The sequence below is a fragment of the Streptomyces sp. NPDC005722 genome, assembly GCF_040630935.1.
Classification (GTDB): domain Bacteria; phylum Actinomycetota; class Actinomycetes; order Streptomycetales; family Streptomycetaceae; genus Actinacidiphila.
Genome location: NZ_JBEXYN010000031.1, coordinates 1 through 18,807 on the forward strand (window position 1 = coordinate 1; position 18,807 = coordinate 18,807).

At 71.4% G+C, this 18,807-nt stretch carries 11 protein-coding genes and 1 tRNA gene; 11 read left to right on the top strand and 1 reads right to left on the bottom strand.

The features are described 5' to 3' along the window. The first annotated feature begins 192 nt into the window (after positions 1–192). Positions 193–1,158, top strand: a complete 966-nt coding sequence (locus ABZ479_RS29065) for a DegT/DnrJ/EryC1/StrS family aminotransferase (RefSeq protein WP_500464325.1) — start codon at positions 193–195, stop codon at positions 1,156–1,158. Between the two features lie 83 nt (positions 1,159–1,241). Continuing rightward, positions 1,242–1,314: transfer RNA gene (locus tag ABZ479_RS29070), tRNA-Thr, on the top strand. A gap of 73 nt (positions 1,315–1,387) precedes the next feature. Here the strand turns inward: ABZ479_RS29070 and ABZ479_RS29075 are convergent. Beyond that, positions 1,388–4,003, bottom strand: coding sequence for a SpoIIE family protein phosphatase (locus ABZ479_RS29075; RefSeq protein ID WP_499601983.1), 2,616 nt, complete (start codon positions 4,001–4,003; stop codon positions 1,388–1,390). A gap of 284 nt (positions 4,004–4,287) precedes the next feature. On the opposite strand from ABZ479_RS29075, the gene ABZ479_RS29080 reads away from it, so the two are divergent. From ABZ479_RS29080 to ABZ479_RS29120, 9 genes are all read left to right on the top strand, one after another. After that, positions 4,288–9,765 carry a HAMP domain-containing protein gene (locus tag ABZ479_RS29080; protein WP_500464326.1) on the top strand — a complete coding sequence of 1,826 codons (5,478 nt, stop codon included), beginning with the start codon at positions 4,288–4,290 and terminating at the stop codon, positions 9,763–9,765. Between the two features lie 269 nt (positions 9,766–10,034). Beyond that, positions 10,035–10,715, top strand: a complete 681-nt coding sequence (locus tag ABZ479_RS29085; protein WP_499601980.1) for a response regulator — start codon at positions 10,035–10,037, stop codon at positions 10,713–10,715. 114 nt (positions 10,716–10,829) lie between these two features. Beyond that, a complete protein-coding gene (locus ABZ479_RS29090) occupies positions 10,830–13,472 on the top strand; it encodes a DNA translocase FtsK (RefSeq protein ID WP_500464327.1) in 2,643 nt (880 codons plus the stop codon). 220 nt (positions 13,473–13,692) lie between these two features. Then, complete coding sequence (locus ABZ479_RS29095) at positions 13,693–14,493, top strand: helix-turn-helix domain-containing protein (protein ID WP_499601978.1); 801 nt, start codon at positions 13,693–13,695, stop codon at positions 14,491–14,493. Between the two features lie 113 nt (positions 14,494–14,606). Further along, positions 14,607–16,091 carry a 30S ribosomal protein S12 methylthiotransferase RimO gene (gene rimO / locus ABZ479_RS29100; RefSeq protein ID WP_500464328.1) on the top strand — a complete coding sequence of 495 codons (1,485 nt, stop codon included), beginning with the start codon at positions 14,607–14,609 and terminating at the stop codon, positions 16,089–16,091. Further along, positions 16,088–16,825, top strand: coding sequence for a CDP-diacylglycerol--glycerol-3-phosphate 3-phosphatidyltransferase (gene pgsA / locus ABZ479_RS29105; protein WP_500464329.1), 738 nt, complete (start codon positions 16,088–16,090; stop codon positions 16,823–16,825). Before rimO ends, pgsA begins: the two co-directional genes overlap by 4 nt. Further along, complete coding sequence (locus ABZ479_RS29110) at positions 16,822–17,364, top strand: CinA family protein (protein ID WP_499601975.1); 543 nt, start codon at positions 16,822–16,824, stop codon at positions 17,362–17,364. The genes pgsA and ABZ479_RS29110 overlap by 4 nt, the downstream gene beginning before the upstream one ends. Positions 17,365–17,458: 94 nt before the next feature. Then, the gene (locus ABZ479_RS29115; protein ID WP_089228334.1) at positions 17,459–17,842 is read left to right on the top strand and encodes a helix-turn-helix domain-containing protein; all 384 of its coding nucleotides are present in this window, start codon (positions 17,459–17,461) and stop codon (positions 17,840–17,842) included. A gap of 240 nt (positions 17,843–18,082) precedes the next feature. Then, positions 18,083–18,553 carry a Dps family protein gene (locus tag ABZ479_RS29120; RefSeq protein ID WP_499601974.1) on the top strand — a complete coding sequence of 157 codons (471 nt, stop codon included), beginning with the start codon at positions 18,083–18,085 and terminating at the stop codon, positions 18,551–18,553. The last annotated feature ends 254 nt before the right edge of the window (positions 18,554–18,807 follow it).

Here is an 18,807-nt window from a genome sequence, read left to right on the forward strand (position 1 = left end):
GCCGATGGTACTGCAGGGGGGACCCTGTGGGAGAGTAGGACGCCGCCGAACAATCATTCAGAGCCGTGCCCCCGGACCCAGTCCGGGGGCACGGCTCTTTGGCGTATCCACACCCGCTGTTCATGTTCAGATCAGCAACGCATCATCCGCTGCGGTGATCCTTGCCGGACCGGGTAAGTGGAGGTGAGCCTGATGCAGCAGTTCCTGGTTCAGGGTGCTGAAGTAGCCGCGCTGGAGGACGAGTTCTCGTCGGCGGTGGACGGGCGTCATACCGTTGCCGTGGATTCGGCGACCTCCGCGTTGCAGCTGGCGCTGCTCTCGCTCGGCATCGGCGCCGGCGAGGAAGTGATCCTGCCGTCGTTCGCGCCCGTGGAGACCGCGGCCGCCGTGCGGCAGGTCGGTGCGGTGCCGGTCTTCGCGGACATCGACCCGCTGACGTTCTGCCTCGATCCGGAGGCCGTCGCCGCCGCGATCACGCCCCTCACGGTGGCCATCCTCCCGGTGCACCTCTTCGGGCACCCCGCGGCCGTCGACCAGATCACCGACATCGCCGCCCGGCACGGCCTGGCGATCGTCGAGGACGCCACCCAGGCCCAGGCGGCCACGCTGGCCGGCCGCCGGGTCGGCACCTACGGCGTGCTGAGCGTGTTCTCCGTCGAGGAGGGTGCCGTGGTCACCACGGAGCACCCCGAACTGGCCAGTGCCGTCAAGCGGCTTCGGGACACCGTCCACGCCCGGGCCCGCATCACCGACCGCAAGGCGGCCGCGGGCCGGGGGGCGCTGGCGAAGCTCGCCGGTGCCGTCGCCCGGCAGCGGGCCAACTGCCGCTACCTGGACTCGGCGTTGACCGGTGTCCTGGTGCCGTACGTGGAGCCCGGCGCCCACCACGTCTACCACCGCTACACGGTGCGCATACCGGGGAACGGCCGGCCGGACCGGGACGCGTTCGCGATGGCCCTGGCCGCGCGGGGCGTTCAGGCGAACGTGAGCATCCCGACGCCCGTGCACCGGCTCCCGGAGTACCGGTCGAGTTCGTACCTGCCGCGTACCGAGAAGGCGGCCGGCGAGACGCTGTCGCTGCCCGTCCACCCGGGTCTGACGGAGAAGGAGTTGGAGCGGATGGCCGCGGCGTGCAACACGCTCGGCGGCCTGCTCTGATCCCTGGCCGTTCCGGTGGGTCCGTACGTCGAGCGGATTTCCGAACCGGGACCGGGATGGGTTAAGATCCTTCACGTCGACGCGCCCCAATAGCTCAGTCGGCAGAGCGTCTCCATGGTAAGGAGAAGGTCTACGGTTCGATTCCGTATTGGGGCTCTGATGAGGAGAGGCCCCCGCCGTCACGGCGGGGGCCTCTCCTATTTCCCGGGCTCTGCGCGGACCGGGCCCGCTAGGCGGGCAGTTCCGGGACGCGCATCGAGAGGATGGCCATGTCGTCGGAGGGCGCGTCCGATGCGAAGCGCTCGACGGCGCGCTGGATGCGGGCCGCGACGGCGCCGGCGGTGAGGCCCGTGCACGTCGCCAGGACGTCGGCGAGGCCGTCGTCGCCGAGCATGCGGGTGCCCTCGCGGCGTTCGGTGACGCCGTCGGTGACGCAGAGCAGGACGTCGCCGGGGTCGAGGGTGACGGTCTGCTCGACGAGTTCGAGGTCCTCGATGACGCCGAGCAGCGGCTGCGGCTCCGCGGCGGGTTCCACGACGCCGCTCTGCCGCAGTCGCAGCGGCAGCGGGTGCCCTGCGCACACCACCTTCAGGACGGCGCTGCCGTCGCTCTGCGGCCACATCTCGCCGTAGAGGAGGGTGAGGAAGCGGCTGCGGGCCCCCTCGTCCAGGATGGCCGCGTTGAGGCGCTCCAGGACGGACGGGCCGCTGAAGCCCTCACGGGCGAGCAGGCGCAGCGCGTGCCGGGCGAGACCGGTCACGGCGGCGGCCTCGGGGCCCGTGCCGCACACGTCGCCGATGGCGAAGCCCCAGCAGCCGTCGCGGATCGGGAACACGTCGTAGAAGTCGCCGCCGACCTCGTTGCCCTCGCCTGCGGCGCGGTAGACCACCTCGACCTCGACGCCGGGGATCACCGGCAGGCCGGGCGGCAGCAGGCTGCGCTGGAGGGACTGGCTGATGGCCGTGCGCTCGCTGTAGAGGCGGGCGTTGTCCAGGGCGAGGGCGGCCCGGCGCGACAGGTCCTCGGCGAGTTCCAGGATCTCCTGGCGGAAGCGTTCGTCGGCGGACTTGCCGAGGGTGAGCATGCCGATGACGCGGTTGCGGGCCACCAGCGGCAGGACGACCGTCTCCCCGCCGACGGCCGCCGCGGTCGCCAGGGCCGTGCCGGGGCCCGTGGCGGGCCGTGCGGCGTCGCCGAGGCCCAGGCTGCGCAGGGAGGCGCGCAGGGCCGTGGAGTGCGCCGCGTCGGCCGGAGCCGTCCACACCCGGGCCCCGGGGGTGGGGTCGGGCTCGGGAGGGGCGACACGGGAGAGCAGGGCCTTGATGCCGTCGATGCGGTCCTCGTCCTCGTGGAGGACGAAGGCGAGTTCGGGCTCCGAGGCCTGGTCGGCGATCGTGTAGACGGCGCACCAGTTGGCCAGGGTCGGCACCGTCATCTGGGCCATCAGGGCGAGCGTCTGGTCGCGTTCCAGGGTGCCGGCGAGCAGGTCGGAGGCCTCCACCAGGAAGGACAGCGAGCCGCGGCGCAGCCGCTCCAGCTCGGTCAGGCGCGCGCTCTCCACCGCCAGCGCGATGCGGTCGGCGGCGAACTGCAGCCGCAGCGCCTCCTCGTTGGTGTAGCGGCCGGGGCTCTCCGCGGCGACGCCCAGCGAACCGGTGAGGCGGCCCTCGACCTTGAGGGGGACGGTGACGACGGAGCGCATGCCGGTGCCGGCGAGCAGCGGGACGGCGCCGGGCACCGCCGTGAGGTCCTCGTGGACGGCGGGCATGCGGGCGCTGCCGTAGCGGCCGGTGCCGGCCTCGACGGGGACCCGCGCGAAGCGCTGCCGGGCGGAGGGCAGACCGGTGGAGGCCCGTACCTCCAGTTCGGTCTCGTCGTCGGTGGCGAGCAGCAGGTAGGCGGCGTCGCCGTCGAGCATGTCGCGGGCGCGCTCGACGGTGCGCTGCAGCAGCCCGTCGAGGTCGTCGGGGGCGGGGGAGCCGATGAAGGACTCGAAGGGGTCCACGGCCTTGCCGCGTTCGGCGCCGCCCTCGACGGCGATCATGCCGCGGCCCGGGTTCTGCAGGACGGCCCGCTCGTCCTCGCGCACCAGCAGGCACACGGTGGACGGCTCGCCGGAGGAGTCGCGCACCCGCAGGTGCGTGCCGTAGACGGGGAGGATCCGCCCGTCGGCGCCGCGGAGGCCGTAGCTGCCCTCCCAGCGGGACAGCCGCAGGGCCTCGGCGATGCCGTGGCCGGTGCCGGGGGTCTGCGGCCAGGCGGCGAAGTCGCCGAGCGGCTTGCCGGTCACCTGGTCGCCGGCGTGGCCGAAGAGCTCGGCGGCGTCCTGGTTCCAGCGGGTGATGATGCCGCCGCGGTCGACCTGGACGACGGCGACGCGGACCCGTTCGTCGGCCAGCGGCAGCGCCTGGACGGGCAGGGCCGGGCCCGCGGAACGGGTGCCGGCGGGGCGCTGCGGGAGTTCCAGGCGGAACCAGACGTGCTTGTTGGCGGCGGTGTACTCCACGCCCCACCGGCTGGCCAGCGCCGAGCACAGCAGCAGCCCGCGGCCGCCCTCGTGGTCGGGGTGGATCTGCTTCTTGGCGTCGTGGAGAGGAAGCTCACGTTCCGGGTAGCGGTCGGCGACCTCGATCCGTACGGCGGACTCGAAGCGCAGGCACTGGACGTCCGCCGCGGTACCGGCGTGGACCACGGCGTTGGTGACGAGTTCACTGGTGAGGACGACGGCGTCGTCGACGACCTCGGAGAAGCCCCAGCCCTGCAGCGTGTCGCGGACGAACGCGCGTGCGGTGGCGACCGAGCGTCCCACGGGTTCGAAGGTGGCCGCTGCCCGCGCCGTGATCACGGATCTCCTTGTTTGTCCCGGGACGTCACCGTTTGTCGTCCGCTGTACTGTCACCACCGGCCCCCACTTCGAGGTGTACGCCCGGCCCAAGGTGGGCAACCGCATGCCAGGTTACTTACCCCCGGCGACCGCGTGTGTGCCGGTTGGGGGTGTTCCTGCCCCGATCATGACGCCGGTCATATGCGATGCTGCCGAACTGTTATGGCCGGGCCCGGGCATGGTGAAACACTGGTCATGCCTGAACGAGGCACCTGCAGGTCGGTCGACCCTCCGGGAGGGACACGGTGGAGTCTGGCGCATCGGCGCGAGGCGGCGCGGCATCCGCGGCGAAGCGGGGCGGTTCCGCACGGGTCAAGAACGCGCGGTCGCGTACGGGCGGGGCCGGTACGGGGACCGTAGAGGTCGACTCGGCGGCCCTGCACCGGCTGCTGTCGGCGTTGGAGTCCATGCGGGACGGCAACTTCCGCAAGAGGCTGACGGTCACGGGCGACGGCGTCATGGCGGAGATCTCCGCCGTGTTCAACGAGGTCGCCGACCGCAACCAGCACCTGACCGGGGAGCTGGCGCGGGTGCGGCGGGTCGTGGGCCGCGAGGGCAAGCTCGCGGAGCGCCTGGAGACGGGGGCGTGCGAGGGCGCCTGGGCGGCGGCCATCGACGCCTCCAACGCGCTCGTGGACGACCTCGTGCGCCCCATGTCCGAGGTCGGCCGGGTGCTGTCGGCGGTCGCGGAGGGCGACCTGGAGCAGCGGATGGACCTGCGCGCGCAGGGTGCCGACGGTTCCGGGCACCCGCTGCGCGGCGAGTTCCTCAAGGTCGGCCGTACCGTCAACGGGCTGGTCGACCAGCTGTCCACGTTCACCGACGAGGTGACCCGGGTGGCGAGCGAGGTCGGCACCGAGGGCAAGCTGGGCGGCCAGGCGCGGGTGCGCGGCATGTCCGGTTCGTGGAAGGACCTCACGGACTCGGTCAACACCATGGCGTCCCGCCTGACGGCCCAGGTGCGTGACATCGCCCTCGTCACGACGGCGGTCGCCAAGGGCGACCTGTCGCGCAAGGTCACCGTGCACGTGGCCGGCGAGATGCTGGAGCTGAAGAACACCGTCAACACGATGGTGGACCAGCTCTCCTCCTTCGCGGCCGAGGTGACCCGCGTCGCGCGTGAGGTGGGCACCGAGGGCCAGCTGGGCGGCCAGGCCAAGGTGGCCGGTGTCGACGGCGTGTGGAAGGACCTCACGGACTCCGTCAACCTGATGGCCGGCAACCTGACGGCCCAGGTGCGCGACATCGCCCAGGTGACCACCGCGGTCGCCAACGGCGACCTGTCGCAGAAGATCACCATCGGCGCGCGCGGCGAGGTCGCGCAGCTCGCCGAGACCGTCAACGCGATGACCGAGACGCTGCGCACCTTCGCCGACGAGGTGACCCGGGTGGCCGGCGAGGTCGGCGCGGAGGGGCGGCTCGGCGGCCAGGCGCAGGTGCCGGGCGCCGCGGGCACCTGGAAGGACCTCACCGATTCGGTGAACACCGCGTTCCGCAACCTGACCGGTCAGGTGCGGGACATCGCGCAGGTGACGACGGCGGTCGCCAACGGCGACCTGTCGCAGAAGGTCACGGTGGACGTTTCCGGCGAGATGCTGGAGCTGAAGAACACCGTCAACACGATGGTGGACCAGCTGTCGGCCTTCGGCGCCGAGGTGACCCGGGTGGCGCGTGAGGTCGGCGTCGAGGGCGAGCTGGGCGGCCAGGCGCAGGTGCCGGGTGCGGCGGGTCTGTGGAAGGACCTCACCGATTCGGTGAACACCGCGTTCCGCAACCTGACCGGCCAGGTCCGCAACATCGCGCAGGTGACGACGGCGGTCGCCAACGGCGACCTGTCGCAGAAGGTCACGGTGGACGTCTCCGGCGAGATGCTGGAGCTGAAGAACACCGTGAACCGCATGGTGGACCAGCTGTCCTCGTTCGCCGGACAGGTCACGCGCATGGCCCGGGACGTGGGCACGGAGGGCCGCCTCGGCGGTCAGGCCCGGGTCGACGGCGTCAGCGGCGTGTGGAAGGAGCTGACGGACTCCGTCAACTTCATGGCGGGCAACCTCACCTCGCAGGTCCGCCAGATCGCCCAGGTGACGACGGCGGTGGCGCGCGGTGACCTGTCCCAGAAGGTCGACGTCGACGCGCGCGGCGAGATCCTGGAGCTGAAGAACACCATCAACACGATGGTCGACCAGCTGTCCTCGTTCGCCGAGCAGGTGACCCGGGTGGCCCGCGAGGTGGGCACCGAGGGCCGGCTCGGCGGCCAGGCGCAGGTGCCGGGCGTCGCCGGCGTGTGGCGGGACCTCACCGACTCCGTGAACGGCATGGCGGGCAACCTGACCGCCCAGGTCCGCAACATCGCCCAGGTGGCGACCGCGGTGGCCCGCGGTGACCTCTCCCAGAAGATCGACGTCGACGCGCGCGGCGAGATCCTGGAGCTGAAGAACGTCCTCAACACGATGGTCGACCAGCTGTCGTCCTTCGCCGAGCAGGTGACCCGGGTGGCCCGCGAGGTGGGTACCGAGGGCATCCTGGGCGGCCAGGCCGAGGTGAAGGGCGTGTCGGGCACCTGGAAGGACCTGACGCAGTCCGTCAACTTCATGGCGAACAACCTCACCATGCAGGTCCGCAACATCGCCGAGGTCACCACCGCGGTCGCCCAGGGCGACCTGTCCAAGAAGATCACCGTCGACGCCAAGGGCGAGATCCTCGCCCTGGTCACCACCGTCAACACGATGGTCGACCAGCTCTCCGCCTTCGGTGACGAGGTGACCCGGGTGGCCCGCGAGGTGGGCACCGAGGGTCAGCTGGGCGGCCAGGCGCGGGTGCGCGACGTCTCCGGCATCTGGAAGGACCTCACCGACAACGTCAACCTGATGGCCAACAACCTGACCAGCCAGGTGCGTTCGATCTCCTCCGTGGCCACCGCCGTCGCCAACGGCGACCTCACCAAGAAGATCACCGTCGAGGCGCGCGGCGAGGTCGCCCAGCTCGCCGAGACCATCAACACGATGGTCGACACGCTCTCCGCCTTCGGTGACGAGGTGACCCGGGTCGCCCGCGAGGTGGGCACCGACGGCATCCTCGGCGGCCAGGCCCGCGTGCCGGGCGTGTCCGGCTCGTGGAAGGACCTCACCGAGTCGGTGAACAACATGGCCTCCAACCTGACCGGCCAGGTCCGCAACATCGCCATGGTCACCACCGCGGTCGCCCGCGGCGACCTGTCCAAGAAGATCGACGTCGACGCGCACGGCGAGATCCTGGAGCTGAAGACGACCATCAACACGATGGTCGACCAGCTGTCGGCCTTCGGTGACCAGGTGACCCGGGTGGCCCGCGAGGTGGGCACCGAGGGCCGGCTGGGCGGACAGGCGCGCGTGCCGGGCGTCTCGGGCATCTGGAAGGACCTCACCGAATCGGTGAACCTGATGGCGAACAACCTGACCCGTCAGGTGCGCAACATCGCCCAGGTGGCCACCGCGGTGACCCGCGGCGACCTCAACATCCGTACGGACGTGGACGCGGCGGGCGAGATCCTGGAGCTCCAGGACTACATCAACACCATGATCGTCAGGCTCCGCGAGACCACGCTCGCCAACAAGGAGCAGGACTGGCTCAAGGGCAACCTCGCCCGCATCTCCGGTCTGATGCAGGGCCGCCGCGACCTCAACGACGTGGCGGCGCTCATCATGAGCGAGCTGACCCCGGTGGTCTCCGCCCAGCACGGCGCCTTCTTCATCGCGGAGGAGCCCTCCGGCGGGGAGGAGATCGACGAGGGCTACGAGCTGCGGCTGAGCGGCTCGTACGGCTTCTCCAAGCGGACGATGCCGACCGTCTTCCTGCCCGGCGAGGGCCTGATCGGCACGGCCGCGGTCGAGAAGCGCTCCATCCTGGTGGAGGACGTGCCGCCGGGCTACCTGAGGATCTCCTCCGGTCTCGGCGAGGCGCCGCCGGCCCACGTCATCGTGCTGCCGGTGGTGTTCGAGGACCGGGTGCTGGGCGTGATGGAGCTGGCCTCCTTCCAGCCGCTCACGCAGATCCAGAAGGACTTCCTCGGCCAGATCACCGACATGATCGCGGTCAGCGTGAACACCATCAGCGTGAACACCAAGACCGAGTACCTGCTGGAGCAGTCGCAGGAGCTGACCGAGCAGCTGCGGGAGCGGTCGGCGGAGCTGGAGAGCCGGCAGAAGCAGCTGGAGATCTCCAACACGGAGCTGGAGGAGAAGGCGGAGCTGCTGGCCCGCCAGAACCGGGACATCGAGGTGAAGAACACCGAGATCGAGGAGGCCCGGCAGGTCCTGGAGGAGCGCGCCGAGCAGCTGGCGGTCTCGATGCGCTACAAGTCCGAGTTCCTGGCCAACATGTCGCACGAGCTGCGCACCCCGCTCAACTCGCTGCTCATCCTGGCCAAGCTGCTCGCGGACAACGCCGAGGGCAACCTCTCCCCGAAGCAGGTCGAGTTCGCCGAGACGATCCACGGCGCCGGCTCGGACCTGCTGCAGCTCATCAACGACATCCTGGACCTGTCCAAGGTCGAGGCGGGCAAGATGGACGTCAGCCCGACCCGCATCGCCCTGGTGCAGCTGGTCGACTACGTGGAGGCCACCTTCCGCCCGCTCACCGCGGAGAAGGGCCTGGACTTCTCGGTGCGGGTCTCCCCGGAGCTGCCGGCCACGCTCCACACCGACGAGCAGCGGCTGCTGCAGGTGCTGCGCAACCTGCTGTCGAACGCGGTGAAGTTCACCGACAGCGGCTCCGTCGAGCTGGTCATCCGGCCGGCCGGTCCCGACGTGCCGCAGGCTATCCGGGAGCAGTTGCTGGAGTCCGGGTCCCTGCGGGGCGCGGACGAGCCGCTGATCGCCTTCTCGGTGACCGACACGGGCATCGGCATCGCCGCGAGCAAGATGCGGGTCATCTTCGAGGCGTTCAAGCAGGCGGACGGCACCACCAGCCGCAAATACGGCGGTACGGGCCTGGGCCTGTCCATCAGCCGGGAGATCGCCCGGCTGCTCGGCGGCGAGATCCACGCCGACAGCCAGCCCGGCCGCGGTTCGACCTTCACCCTCTACCTGCCGCTCAACACCACGGAACTGCCGCCCCAGGGCTACCCGCAGCTCCCCGGCGGCGAGGCCGCGGAACTCGAGGGGGCGCCGCCCGAGCCGCTGCACGCCCCCGCCCACGGCCACGTCGCCGTACGCGGGCGGGGCGCGGGCAGCAGCCTGGCGCGGCTGCGCCGGCGTTCGGCGGCGCAGCGGCCCGCGGCGGCCCCGGGGCCGGCCGAGCGCACCGCACTGCCCGAGTCGTGGGTGGAGGGCGCGCACAGCGACGCCTACACCGGCTTCGCGGGCGGGTTCAGCGGTGAGAAGGTGCTCATCGTCGACGACGACATCCGCAACGTCTTCGCCCTGACCAGCGTGCTGGAACAGCACGGGCTGACCGTGCTGTACGCCGAGAACGGCCGGGAGGGGATCGAGGTCCTGGAGCAGCACGACGACGTCGCGGTGGTCCTGATGGACATCATGATGCCCGAGATGGACGGTTACGCGACCACGGCGGCGATCCGCCGGATGCCCCAGTTCGCCGGGCTGCCGATCATCGCGCTGACGGCCAAGGCGATGAAGGGCGACCGGGAGAAGAGCATCGAGTCCGGGGCGTCCGACTACGTGGCCAAGCCGGTGGACACCGACCACCTCCTCGCGGTGATGGAGCAGTGGATGCAGTCCAGGTGACGCCGCGTCGGCGCCACGTTGGGTGACCGACGGGGCAACGGACGGTGAATGTCCATGACTCGGCGTGTGTGAAGAGGTGTGGGAGTGCGGGATTCTGGGAACCTTCTGGTCTCCGCTTGCGTTTCTGCTACGTGCACAGTGACATGGCGGTGACAGGGTGTGGCGGACAGCGGGGTGCGGCTACCATGACCGGCACAAGGACGGGCGGCACTCAGGAGTCGTCCATGGGGGCGGCGACCGGTGCAGTGCCGGGGCGAGGAGGGCGGGCCATGGTGCAGAAGGCCAAGATCCTCCTGGTCGATGACCGGCCGGAGAATCTGCTGGCGCTGGAGGCCATCCTCTCCGCGCTCGATCAGACCCTGGTGCGGGCATCGTCCGGGGAGGAAGCGCTCAAGGCGCTGCTCACCGACGACTTCGCGGTGATCCTGCTCGACGTCCAGATGCCGGGCATGGACGGCTTCGAGACCGCCGCGCACATCAAGCGGCGCGAGCGCACCCGCGACATCCCGATCATCTTCCTGACCGCCATCAACCACGGGCCGCACCACACCTTCCGCGGTTACGCGGCCGGCGCGGTGGACTACATCTCCAAGCCCTTCGACCCGTGGGTGCTGCGCGCCAAGGTGTCGGTCTTCGTCGAGCTCTACATGAAGAACTGCCAGTTGCGCGAGCAGGCCGCCCTGCTCCGGCTGCAGCTGGAACAGGGCGCCCGCTCCGGCGGCAACGGCGCCAAGGAGCCCGTCGGCCTGCTCGCCGAGCTCTCCGCGCGGCTCGCCGCCGTGGAGGAGCAGGCGGAGGCGCTGTCCAAGCAGCTGGACGAGTCCGCGGACGCCGCGGCGGTGGCCACCGCCGCGCACCTGGAGCGCAAGCTGACCGGGCTGCGCCGCGCGCTGGACGCGCTGGAGCCGGGCACGGGCGGCGGCGACAAGAAGATTCCCCCGCAAGAGTGAAGCGTGTGCGCCAGTTGATGCAGGGTCATCCTTGGCGCACCAGGGGCACGACACGAATGGCGGTATGCGTGGCCACACGTGTCGTGTGCGGGGCGGAACGGTAACCTCACCACCATGGCCTCACGTACGTCCGGCACCGCCAAGAAGGCTGCCGCCAAACCTGCGGCCAAGCCCGCGGCGAAGAAGGCCCCCGCGAAGAAGGCGGCGGCGGCCAAGAAGCCGCCTGCCAAGGCGGCGGCGGCCAAACCCGCGCCGAAGGCCGCGCCGTCCCCGACCGGGGGCGTGTACCGGCTCGCACGGGCGGTGTGGCTCGGCCTGGCGCACACCGTGGGCGCCCTCTTCCGCGGCGTCGGGCGCGGCGCGCGCGGGCTCGACCCGGCGCACCGCAAGGACGGGCTGGCGCTGCTGCTGCTCGGCCTCGCGCTGGTCGTGGCCACCGGTACCTGGTCGGACCTGCGGGGTCCGGTGGGCGACCTCGTCGAGATACTGATCACCGGGCTGTTCGGACGGCTGGACCTGCTCGTGCCGTTCCTCGTCGGGGCCGTCGTGTGGCGGCTGATGCGCCATCCGCAGAAGTCCGACGCCAACGGACGCATCGTCATCGGACTGACCACCCTCAGCGTCGGCGTACTGGGGCTGGTGCACATCGGCTGCGGTGCCCCCGGCCGCAGCCAGGGCGCCGACGCGATCCGCGACGCCGGCGGTCTGATCGGCTGGGCGGCGTCCGCGCCGCTGGACTACACCGTCGGCGCGCCGCTCGCGGTGGCGCTGCTGGCGCTGCTCACCTTCTTCGGGCTGCTGGTCACCACCGCGACCCCGGTCAACGCCATTCCCCGGCGGCTGCGCGAACTCGGCATCCGGCTGGGCCTGGTGGAGGAGGAGGGCACCACGCCGGCGGAGGACGACGCCGTGCCCTTCAGCGACCTGCTGGAGGAGGAGACCGGCTCCCGGGACGGCGGGGAGGGGTCGCGCCGCCGCTCCTCCAGGCGCCGCCAGGAGCGGACGGACCTGCCCGATCTCACGCCCGGCGACGGCCTGGACGCGGTCGGCCTCGCCTACGGCGTCGCCGCCGACCTCGACGGTGCCCTCACCTACGGTGTGCCCGGCTCCTCGGTCGTGGCGGACCTCGTCAGCCAGTCCCTGCCGCAACGCCGCGACGCCGCGGAGGAAGGCGCCGCCGAGGACACCGCGGGCACCTCCGTGCCCGACCTCACCAAGGCCGCCGCGCCCGAGCAGGGCGCGCCGCTGCCGCCGCGCGCCGAGCAACTCCAGTTGTCCGGCGACATCACCTACGGCCTGCCCTCCCTGGACCTGCTGGAGCGCGGCGGTCCCGGGCGCACCCGAAGCGCCGCCAACGACGCCGTGGTCGAGTCGCTGACGAGCGTCTTCTCCCAGTTCAAGGTGGACGCCCGGGTCACCGGGTTCACCCGCGGCCCGACGGTGACGCGTTACGAGGTGGAACTCGGCCAGGCCGTCAAGGTCGAGCGGATCACGGCGCTGGCCAAGAACATCGCCTACGCCGTGGCCAGTCCGGACGTGCGGATCATCAGCCCGATCCCCGGCAAGTCGGCGGTCGGCATCGAGATCCCCAACAGCGACCGGGAGATGGTCAACCTCGGCGACGTGCTGCGCTCGGCGGACGCCGCCGGCGAGGAGCACCCGATGACGGTGGGCCTCGGCAAGGACGTCGAGGGCGGCTACGTCATGGCCAACCTCGCGCGCATGCCGCACATCCTCGTCGCGGGGGCCACCGGGTCCGGCAAGTCGTCCTGCATCAACTGCCTGATCACCTCGATCCTGGCGCGTGCCACGCCCGACGAGGTGCGGATGGTCCTGGTGGACCCCAAGCGCGTCGAGCTGACCGCGTACGAGGGCATCCCGCACCTCATCACCCCGATCATCACCAACCCCAAGCGGGCGGCCGAGGCGCTGCAGTGGGTCGTGCGCGAGATGGACCTGCGCTACGACGACCTGGCCGCCTACGGCTTCCGGCACATCGACGACTTCAACGCGGCCGTGCGCAGCGGCAAGGCGAAGCCGCCGGAGGGCAGTGAGCGCGAGCTCTCCCCGTACCCCTACCTGCTGGTGATCGTGGACGAGCTCGCCGACCTGATGATGGTCGCGCCGCGGGACGTGGAGGACGCGATCGTCCGCATCACCCAGCTCGCCCGGGCCGCCGGCATCCACCTGGTGCTGGCCACCCAGCGGCCCAGCGTGGACGTCGTCACGGGTCTCATCAAGGCCAACGTGCCCTCCCGGCTGGCCTTCGCGACCTCCTCCCTCGCCGACAGCCGGGTCATCCTCGACCAGGCCGGCGCCGAGAAGCTGATCGGAAAGGGTGACGGGCTGTTCCTGCCCATGGGCGCGAACAAGCCGGTGCGCATGCAGGGCGCCTTCGTCACCGAGGACGAGATCCACGCCCTCGTCGCCCACTGCAAGGCGCAGTTGACGCCCGCCTACCGCGACGACGTGGTCGTCGGCTCGGGACCGAAGAAGGAGATCGACGAGGAGATCGGCGACGACCTGGACCTGTTGTGCCAGGCCGCGGAACTCGTCGTCTCCACGCAATTCGGCTCGACTTCGATGCTCCAGCGCAAACTGCGTGTCGGCTTCGCGAAAGCGGGCAGGCTCATGGACCTGATGGAATCGCGCGGGATCGTCGGCCCCAGCGAGGGGTCGAAGGCCCGCGACGTACTGGTCAAGCCGGACGAGATGGACGGAGTGCTCGCCGTGCTCCGCGGCGACGCCGGTTCGTAGCCATTTTGTGGCTCACTCGTAAGTGGGCTGGACGCAACCGTTGCTCCCGCCCGTACGTCAAGTTAGTGCAGGGGGAAGGCGTATGGCCGACTGTCATCGGCGCCGGGAGAGACGGCAATCCTGATGGCGGACAAACAACGCCCGCCCGCTTGCCCGTCCTTTTGCACACCCCCCTAGACTGAGTCTCCAGCAGGTGGCTACACGCTCGAAAGGCGCCCCCGTGTCCATCGGCAACCCGCCCCCCGACGACCGGATCCCGGTCGGTCGTGCCCTCGCCCAGGCCCGCGTCGCCGCGGGCCTGACCGTCGACGAGGTCAGCAACACCACGCGTGTGCGCGCGCCCATCGTGCACGCGATCGAGCAGGACGATTTCTCCCGCTGCGGCGGCGACGTGTACGCCCGCGGCCACATCCGGGCGATCGCACGCGCCGTGGGCCTCGATCCCGAGGCCCTGATCGAGCAGTTCTCGGCGGAGCACGGCAGTGCGCCCGCCCCGACCCCCGTGGCGCCGCTGTACGAGGCGGAGCGGATGCGTTCCGAGCCGCGTCGCCCCAACTGGACCGCCGCCATGGTGGCGGCGATCGTCGCCGTCGTCGGCTTCGTCGGATTCACCCTCTTCAGCGGGGGCGAGGACGGCGGCAAGGAGCCGGTGGCGGGCAAGCCGAGTGCGGCGAGCCCGGCGGCCACCCCGTCCGGTGACCGCACGAGCACCGCGCCGAGGCCCGAGGAGTCCGACAGCGCGATCGCGGCCGCCCCGGCGGACAAGGTCACCGTCAAGCTCACGGCCCCTGACGCCAAGAGCTGGATCCAGGCGGTGGACAGCAACGGAAGGCAGCTCTTCCAGGGCAGCCTGGAGGCGGGCGACTCCAAGACCTTCACCGACAAGAGCAAGATCAACCTGATCATCGGCAACGCGGGCGCGGTCAACCTCTTCGTCAACGGCAAGGACCTCGGCCCGGCGGGTGACCCCGGTCAGGTCCAGCGCCTCACCTTCACCCCCGGCGACCCGGAAGCAGGGTGACGCCCGGTTCCACGGGCGCGCACGGCACCGCGGCGCCCGGCGCGGGACACCAGTCCCCGCGCCGGGCGCCGCTGCGCGTCGGAGCCCCGTCAGGGACAAAGTAGGCTGAGCCTATGTCCGAACCCCGTACCGTCGCTCTTGTCACGCTCGGCTGCGCCCGTAACGAGGTGGATTCCGAGGAGCTCGCCGGCCGTCTGGCGGCGGACGGGTGGCAGCTCGTCGAGGACGCCGCCGTCGCAGACGTGGCCGTCGTGAACACCTGCGGCTTCGTCGAGGCCGCCAAGAAGGACTCCGTCGACGCCCTGCTGGAGGCCAACGACCTCAAGGGCCGGGGGCGCACCCAGGCCGTCGTCGCGGTCGGCTGCATGGCCGAGCGCTACGGCAAGGAGCTGGCCGAGGCCCTGCCCGAGGCCGACGGCGTGCTCGGCTTCGACGACTACGCGAACATCTCCGACCGCCTGCAGACGATCCTCTCCGGCGGCGTCCACGCCTCGCACACCCCGCGTGACCGCCGCAAGCTGCTGCCGATCAGCCCGGCCGCCCGGCAGGCCGCCGGCGAGGTCGCGCTGCCCGGCCACGCGCAGACCGCCGAGGAGCCCGCTCCCGCCCCCGAGGACCTGCCCGAGGGCGTCGCCCCCGCCTCGGGGCCGCGTGCCCCGCTCCGCCGCCGTCTGGACAGCAGTCCGGTCGCCTCGGTGAAGCTCGCCTCCGGCTGCGACCGCCGCTGCTCCTTCTGCGCCATCCCGTCCTTCCGGGGGTCGTTCATCTCCCGCCGCCCCTCGGACGTCCTCGGCGAGACCCGCTGGCTGGCCGAGCAGGGCGTCAAGGAGGTCATGCTGGTCAGCGAGAACAACACCTCGTACGGCAAGGACCTCGGCGACATCCGGCTGCTGGAGACGCTGCTGCCGGAGCTGGCCGCCGTCGACGGCATCGAGCGGATCCGGGTCAGCTACCTGCAGCCCGCAGAGATGCGCCCGGGCCTGATCGACGTGCTGACCTCGACGCCGAAGGTCGCCCCGTACTTCGACCTGTCCTTCCAGCACTCCGCCCCCGGGGTGCTGCGCGCGATGCGCCGCTTCGGCGACACCGGGCGGTTCCTGGAGCTGCTCGACACCATCCGCTCCAAGGCGCCGGAGGCCGGGGTCCGCTCCAACTTCATCGTCGGCTTCCCGGGCGAGTCCGAGGCGGACCTGGAGGAGCTGGAGCGCTTCCTCGGCGCCGCAAGACTGGACGCCATCGGCGTCTTCGGCTACTCCGACGAGGAGGGCACGGAGGCGGCCGGCTACGAGGACAAGCTCGACGAGGACGTGGTCGCCGAACGGCTGGCCCGGGTGTCCCGGCTGGCCGAGGAGCTGACCGCGCAGCGTGCCGAGGAGCGGCTGGGCTCGACGGTGCACGTGCTCGTCGAGTCCGTCGACGAGGAGGAGGGGGCGGTCGGCCGGGGCGCCCACCAGGCGCCGGAGACCGACGGCCAGGTCGTCCTGACCTCCCACGCGGGCCTGGCGCCCGGTACGTTCGTCGCGGCGAAGGTGGTGGACACCGAAGGCGTCGACCTCGTCGCGGAGCCGCTCGGCACGACGGAGGAGGCGCGCAGATGACGGGAGTCCCGGCGTCCGCCGCCGGCGACCACCGGTCCGCACCCGCCGTCCCGGCGACCGCGGTCCGGCGGCCGTCGCTGTGGAACATCGCCAACGTCCTGACGATGGTGCGGCTGCTGCTGGTGCCGGGCTTCGTCGCGCTGCTGGTGCACGAGGACGGCCACGACCCGGCCTGGCGCTCCTTCGCGTGGGCCGCGTTCGCCATCGCCATGATCACCGACCTCTTCGACGGCGAGCTGGCCCGCCGCTACGGTCTGGTCACCGACTTCGGCAAGATCGCCGACCCGATCGCCGACAAGGCGATCATGGGTGCGGCGCTGATCGGGCTGTCCGCCCTCGGGGACCTGCCGTGGTGGGTCACCGCGGTGATCCTCTTCCGTGAGCTGGGCATCACCCTGATGCGGTTCTGGGTGATCCGCTGGGGCGTCATCCCGGCCAGCCGCGGCGGCAAGCTGAAGACGCTCACCCAGGGCGTCGCCGTCGGCATGTACATCCTGGTCCTCACCGGGCCGCTGGCGACGCTGCGGGCGGTGCTGATGGGCGCCGCGGTGGTGCTCACGGTCGTGACGGGCCTGGACTACGTGCGCCAGGCGGTCGTCATGCGCCGGGCCGGGCTCGCGGCGCAGCGCACGGCCGCCGCGCACCGGGCGGACGGGACTGCGGACGGGACCGAGGGGGAGCCCGCGGACGACGTCCCGCCGGCGCTCCCGGAGGAGCAGGGACAGGGCGCGTGAACGCCGCCGCCGAGGTCCTCGGACTGCTGGAGACGCGGCAGGAGTGGCTCGCCGTCGCCGAGTCGCTGACCGGCGGCCTGGTGGCGGCGGAGCTGACCTCGGTACCGGGCGCCTCCCGGTCCTTCCGCGGCTCGGTCACCGCCTACGCCACCGAGCTCAAGCGGGACGTGCTGGGCGTGGACGGCACGCTGCTGGCCGAACGCGGAGCCGTCGACCCGGACGTCGCACGGGGGATGGCGGAGGGCGTGCGGCGCGTGCTGCGCGCCGACTGGGGGCTCGCCACCACCGGTGTCGCGGGCCCCGACCCGCAGGACGGGCAGCCGGTGGGGACGGTCTTCGTGGCGGTCGCCGGGCCGACCGGCTCGTGGTGCGAGAGACTGCAGTTGAACGGCGACCGTGCCGCCATCCGTACCACCACCGTGAACGCCGTTCTGACCCTCTTGCAGCAGACGCTTCTGACGGGCCGGGGAACACCCGGCGAATCCCCGGCGGCGAAGGGTAGGGAAGACAGCGGGGGGCAGGGATGTTTGCAGCCCTGAGTGAACACGTCATCGCTCCCCGCACGGCCGGTGTCGGAGGCGGTACGGTGGGGCAAGAAGGTTGCGAATTCGCGGTCCGAGGAGGGAGCCACCGATGATTCTGCTCCGTCGCCTGCTCGGTGACGTGCTGCGTCGGCAGCGCCAGCGTCAGGGCCGCACCCTGCGTGAGGTCTCCTCATCCGCCCGGGTCTCCCTGGGCTATCTGTCGGAGGTCGAACGAGGGCAGAAGGAGGCTTCCTCCGAACTGCTCTCCGCGATCTGTGACGCCTTGGACGTCCCGATGTCCGAGGTGATGCGGGAGGTCAGCGACGATCTGGCGCTTGCCGAACTCGCCGAGTCGGCTGCTGTCGAGTCGGCAGCCGCGCCTATGCGGCCGCTGCTGGGCGCGGTTCCGTCCGTACCGTCCGGTCCGGACGAGCGGGTCACCATCAAGGCGCCGAAGGCGCCCACCGAGGCCGTGGACGTCGTCGCGGCCTGAGCGACACCAAGCAGTCCCAACCGTGGCCCCGGCCGGTGCGCGAACCGGCCGGGGCCACGGCGTGTCCGCGTGCGGGCTGCGTGGGGGCTGCTGTCGGTCTGGGTCCGGTCCGCGGTCGGTGTGCGTACCCGTCTGCGTTCCGGTCCGCGTTTGGCCCGCTGATCCGGGGAAGGCGCCCTTGTGGCGGGGCCGCCGTGGAGGTGGTCCCGCGACACCAGGCACTTCCCGAGGAGGAGCAGCATGACCGTCGTGAAGAGCACGCTGCCCGAGGCCGACCGCAAGATCGTGGGCGAGGCCCTGCAGCACACCCTCAGCGACCTCATCGACCTGTCGCTCGTCGCCAAGCAGGTGCACTGGAACGTGGTCGGGGCACGGTTCCGGTCGGTCCACCTCCAGCTCGACGACGTGGTCACCACCGCGCGGACCTACGCCGACACCGTCGCGGAACGGGCGGCCGCGATCGGGGTGACGCCGGACGGGCGCGCCGGGACGGTGTCCAAGAGCAGCAGGATCGACGAGGTGCCGGACGGCTGGATCAAGGACGAGAAGGTGGTCGCGGTCATGATCGCCGGGCTCGACGCCGTCATCCGGCGGGTGCGCGAGGGGATCGTGGCGACGGAGAAGCCCGATCCCGTGAGCCAGGACATCCTGATCGGCCTCGCCGCCGAGCTCGAGAAGCACCATTGGATGTTCCAGGCCGAGAACGTCTAGGCGGTCGGGTCCGTCGGGTCTGTCCGTGCCCCGGTGTTCGTCGCCGTGGGTTGCCCTCGGCTGCGGAATGTCGCAGGTAGTAGCCGTACGTGTACTCCTTCCGGGTGAACGTCGTGCGGGGTGGGGCGGCGGAGGTCTAGAGATCTTGTGGGCAGGGGATCGCACCTGTGTACGGGGAAAGCCCGGGATTGGGTCCCTGGTGATTCCCGCCGCAACCTCGGGGCTCCGAAGGAGGCGGCCATGCTTGTTCTCCG

What these genes read in the sequence shown, in the direction of transcription:
- ABZ479_RS29065 (WP_500464325.1), top strand. Translation starts at nt 193, where the DNA reads ATGCAGCAGTTCCTGGTTCAGGGTGCTGAAGTAGCCGCGCTGGAGGAC.
- ABZ479_RS29085 (WP_499601980.1), top strand. Translation starts at nt 10,035, where the DNA reads ATGGTGCAGAAGGCCAAGATCCTCCTGGTCGATGACCGGCCGGAGAAT.
- ABZ479_RS29090 (WP_500464327.1), top strand. Translation starts at nt 10,830, where the DNA reads ATGGCCTCACGTACGTCCGGCACCGCCAAGAAGGCTGCCGCCAAACCT.
- rimO (WP_500464328.1), top strand. Translation starts at nt 14,607, where the DNA reads ATGTCCGAACCCCGTACCGTCGCTCTTGTCACGCTCGGCTGCGCCCGT.
- pgsA (WP_500464329.1), top strand. Translation starts at nt 16,088, where the DNA reads ATGACGGGAGTCCCGGCGTCCGCCGCCGGCGACCACCGGTCCGCACCC.
- ABZ479_RS29115 (WP_089228334.1), top strand. Translation starts at nt 17,459, where the DNA reads ATGATTCTGCTCCGTCGCCTGCTCGGTGACGTGCTGCGTCGGCAGCGC.
- ABZ479_RS29120 (WP_499601974.1), top strand. Translation starts at nt 18,083, where the DNA reads ATGACCGTCGTGAAGAGCACGCTGCCCGAGGCCGACCGCAAGATCGTG.